Here is a 3,392-nt window from a genome sequence, read left to right as displayed (position 1 = left end):
CGCGCTCTCCCGGTTCTCCGCCGAGATGGCCTCGACGCCGTCCTGCGGGTCGCCCGCGATGACGACCACGGGCTTCCTGCCCTTCACCAGCTGCACGACCTCGGCCGACGACCCGAACACCGCGATGGCGTCGACCCTGGTGGCGAGCTGCTTCACCGCCGCGGCCAGGTCGGTGCGGCTGTCGGTGAGCACCAGCACGATCGACTGGGCCAGCTCGGCGGCGCGGGCCTCGAAGCCCATCAGCAGCTCGGCGTAGTAGGGGCCGGTCAGCTCCGGCAGCACCAGTCCGTGCGCCTCGTGGTGGCGGACCGCCAGGCTGCGCGCGGCGCCGAGCGGCACGTAGCCGAGCTCCTCGACGGCGGTCAGGACCTTCTGCCTGGTGGACTCGGCCACGACCGTCGCGCCCTGGAGCACCCGCGAGACGGTCGCGATGCTGACGCCGGCGTGCTCGGCGACCGAGTAGATCGTCGCTCCCGCTGCCTTGGCCTCGGGAGAGGCTTGCTTTCCCATCGCGCTGCCTGCCACCCTCGTCGCTGTCGGTTCATGTAAGCGCTTACATGTCACTCCTTGTGATGTAAGCGCTTACATCAGTCGGTTTCGGCAAATATAGGCATGTGTCGAAGCCCGACACAAGGGTCGTGGGCGGCGGGCGCCGAGGAACACGATCGTGAAGCCGCAGCTCAGGAGCCCTGTCGCACGAAATCAACCCAGTTCTTGAAACCGCTGCGCCATGTGAGTGATTAGGCGCCGGGAGCGTTGGGTACCAAGCGGTTCACACAGGTGTTCGGAAGATGAGGTGTACGGTTGGCCCAACGGGTCGTTGCGTTCCGCAACACCGACTTCTCCCGCAGTGCGCCCCCGGCTCGTCTCGCCGGCCAGGCCCGCACGCGGACCCGGACACGTTCCACCCTTGCCACTGATCGGAAAGCACTCCCATGACCTTGCACCTGGCGGACGACCTGTTCAGCCACCTCGAGTCGCACCAGCCCCAGGCGAGCGAGGGCGCGTCGCACGCGGCCCAGCCGACCTGGACGAACCTGTTCCAGGAGCCGCCCGCCGTGCCGGCGGCGTCCGCGGAGCAGTGACCGCGGCGTGAGCGGACGGCACGGCCGCCCGCTCACCCCTCCCGTGCCACCACGGACGCGAGTCCGTTGAGGATGAGGGCGAGCCCCTCCTCGAACGCCGACTCGTGACTGATCACGGGCAGGCCGTCCGGCGGCTGTCCGCCGACGTCCGCCTGCTCCTCCAGCACGCTGCCGACCGTGAAGCGACCGGCCGCCAGCAGCGCCATCCCCGCGTCCCGTTCCGGCACTCCGGCGGCGACCAGGAACTCCATCTTGCGGCGGATCCGGTCGAGGTCGTTGACCGGCGTGCTGCCCGCGTGCAACCTCGCGCCGTCGCGGCGCATCAGCAGCGTGCGCCGGAAGCTGCGCGTGTTGTCCAGGAACCACTCCCGCCAGTCGTCCCCCTGCTCCGGCAGCGGCTGGGTCGCGTGGGGTTCCATCGCGGCCTGCGCCATCGCGGCCAGCAGGTCCTTCTTGGTGCGGAAGTGCCAGTAGAGCGACGGCTGCTCCACGTTCAGCCGCGCCGCCAGCCGTCGCGTGCTGACGGCGTCGAGCCCCACCTCGTCGAGCAGCGCGAGCGCCTCGGAGACGACGGCCTCGCGGTTCACCTTGGTCACGTTGACAAACCTATCGCTGATAGGCAACTCTCGAAAGGAACCTATCACCGATAGATTTTGGGGTGTCGGCATGGCGGAACCACTGCGCGTCCTCGTCGCCGGGGGCGGGATCGCGGGACAGGCACTGGCTTTCTGGCTCACCCGCGGCGGCCACCGGGTCACCGTGGCCGAACGCGCGCCGGGGCTGCGGGCCACCGGGGCGCAGATCGACCTGCGGGGCGAGGGCGTCGAGGCCGTCCGGCGGATGGGCCTGATCGACGCGGTCCGCGCCGTGCTCGTGGACGAGCCGGGTGTCGCGTTCGTCGACTCCCGCGGCCGGACCAGGGGGAAGGTCATGGCCAACACCTCCGGGCGCGGCCGGCAGACCCTCACGTCGGAGTACGAGATCATGCGGGGCGACCTGGTGCGCCTGCTGCACGACGCGACGAAGGACGACGCCGAGCACGTCTTCGGCACGGGTGTCGACGGCTTCGACCAGGACGAGCACCGCGTCGTCGCGCACTTCTCCGACGGCACCTCCGGCGAGTACGACCTGCTGGTCGGCGCCGACGGACAGGGGTCGCGCGTCCGGCGGGCGCTCCTGCCGGAGGGCTTCGACCCGTACTGGCGCGTCGGGATCCACATGGCCTACTGGTTCGTCCCGCGCATCGCCTCCGACGGCGCCATCCGCGACACGTACCTGGCGACCGGCGGCCGTCAGATCATGCGCCGCAGCCACAACGCGACCGAGACGCAGGCGTACTTCGTGCTGCGGGAGCAGTCCGAGGAGGCCTCGGCCGTCCACCGCGAGCCCGTCGAACGCCAGCAGGAGTTCTGGGCGGGCCGGTTCCGCGACGCCGGGTGGCAGACCGACCGGTTCGTCCGGGGCATGGCGACCAGCCCGTTCTTCTACTCCCAGGAGGTCCTGCAGGTCCGCCTCGACGCGTGGTCGGAGGGCCGCGTCGTGCTGGCCGGCGACGCCGCGCACTGCTCGTCCCCGTACAGCGGCATGGGCACGTCCGGCGCCCTGGCCGGCGCGCACGTCCTGGCGGGCGAGCTCAACCGGCACGACCTGCCGACGGCGCTGGCGAACTACGAACGGGTGCTGCGGCCGTTCGTCGACGAGATCCAGGCCGAGGTCAATCCGCGCCTGCTGCGCCTGGCGCTGCCGGAGTCCCGGGCCGCGGTCGCCGCCATCCACACCGTCGCCGGGCTGGCCTCCGCCCTGCGGCTGCCCGACCTCGTCGCGCGGTTCGCGAAGGAGGACCGCGGCGGGAGCTGGCGCCTGCCGCAGGACCCGGCGCCCGTCACCACCGGCTGAGCTTTTCGAAACTGTTTCGATAGCTTTGCGGGTTTTCGAAACATTCCGGATAACGCGGCCAATTCACGTCAAGACTTGATCGGCCGCGCTGTCCCGTTCAATACTGGGTGACGTCTTGATTCGCCCGGCGAGTGGCCATGGCGCGGACCACCTGCCCCGAGCAGATGTTTGCACGTTCCTGCAAGCCCATTCACCCGCTATTGCGCGGGTGCTTCTCAGAAAGCGCCGACAATGACGCTGACAGCGAAGTCAGTAGCACGCTTCGCCCTTGTTTCCTCGCTGGTCGCGGCCACTGCGGGAGCGGCGGTCCTCGGAGCGACGCCCGCCAGTGGCGCGGCCTCCACGCTCGCCGCGGCGGCCCAGCAGAGCGGCCGGTACTTCGGCACCGCGGTCGCGGCGAACAAGCTCGGT

General features: G+C 70.3%; 4 protein-coding genes and 1 pseudogene. 3 read left to right on the top strand and 2 right to left on the bottom strand.

What is annotated here, in order from left to right; all coding sequences use genetic code 11:
• On the bottom strand, positions 1 to 510 hold a 510-nt coding region (locus VF330_RS01570), incomplete at its 3' end, for a LacI family DNA-binding transcriptional regulator (RefSeq protein ID WP_330849645.1).
• A 425-nt stretch (positions 511 to 935) separates the two neighbouring features.
• On the opposite strand from VF330_RS01570, the gene VF330_RS01565 reads away from it, so the two are divergent.
• The gene (locus tag VF330_RS01565; protein ID WP_330849644.1) at positions 936 to 1,085 is read left to right on the top strand and encodes a hypothetical protein; all 150 of its coding nucleotides are present in this window, start codon (positions 936 to 938) and stop codon (positions 1,083 to 1,085) included.
• 32 nt (positions 1,086 to 1,117) lie between these two features.
• On the opposite strand, the gene VF330_RS01560 is transcribed toward VF330_RS01565, so the two are convergent.
• Positions 1,118 to 1,681, bottom strand: a complete 564-nt coding sequence (locus VF330_RS01560; RefSeq protein ID WP_330849643.1) for a TetR/AcrR family transcriptional regulator C-terminal domain-containing protein — start codon at positions 1,679 to 1,681, stop codon at positions 1,118 to 1,120.
• Positions 1,682 to 1,751: 70 nt separating this feature from the next.
• Between VF330_RS01560 and VF330_RS01555 the strand changes: the two genes are divergently transcribed.
• Both VF330_RS01555 and VF330_RS01550 read left to right on the top strand, forming a co-directional pair.
• Complete coding sequence (locus tag VF330_RS01555; protein WP_330849642.1) at positions 1,752 to 2,981, top strand: FAD-dependent monooxygenase; 1,230 nt, start codon at positions 1,752 to 1,754, stop codon at positions 2,979 to 2,981.
• A 231-nt stretch (positions 2,982 to 3,212) separates the two neighbouring features.
• A pseudogene (locus tag VF330_RS01550) lies at positions 3,213 to 3,392 on the top strand (1,4-beta-xylanase); the annotation flags it as partial.

Origin of the sequence: Lentzea sp. (genome assembly GCF_036380075.1) — a bacterium.
In the GTDB taxonomy this organism is placed as follows: Bacteria; Actinomycetota; Actinomycetes; order Mycobacteriales; family Pseudonocardiaceae; genus Lentzea.
Note: the sequence above shows the minus strand (reverse complement) of the source record. Positions and strands in the feature narration are given on the sequence as shown.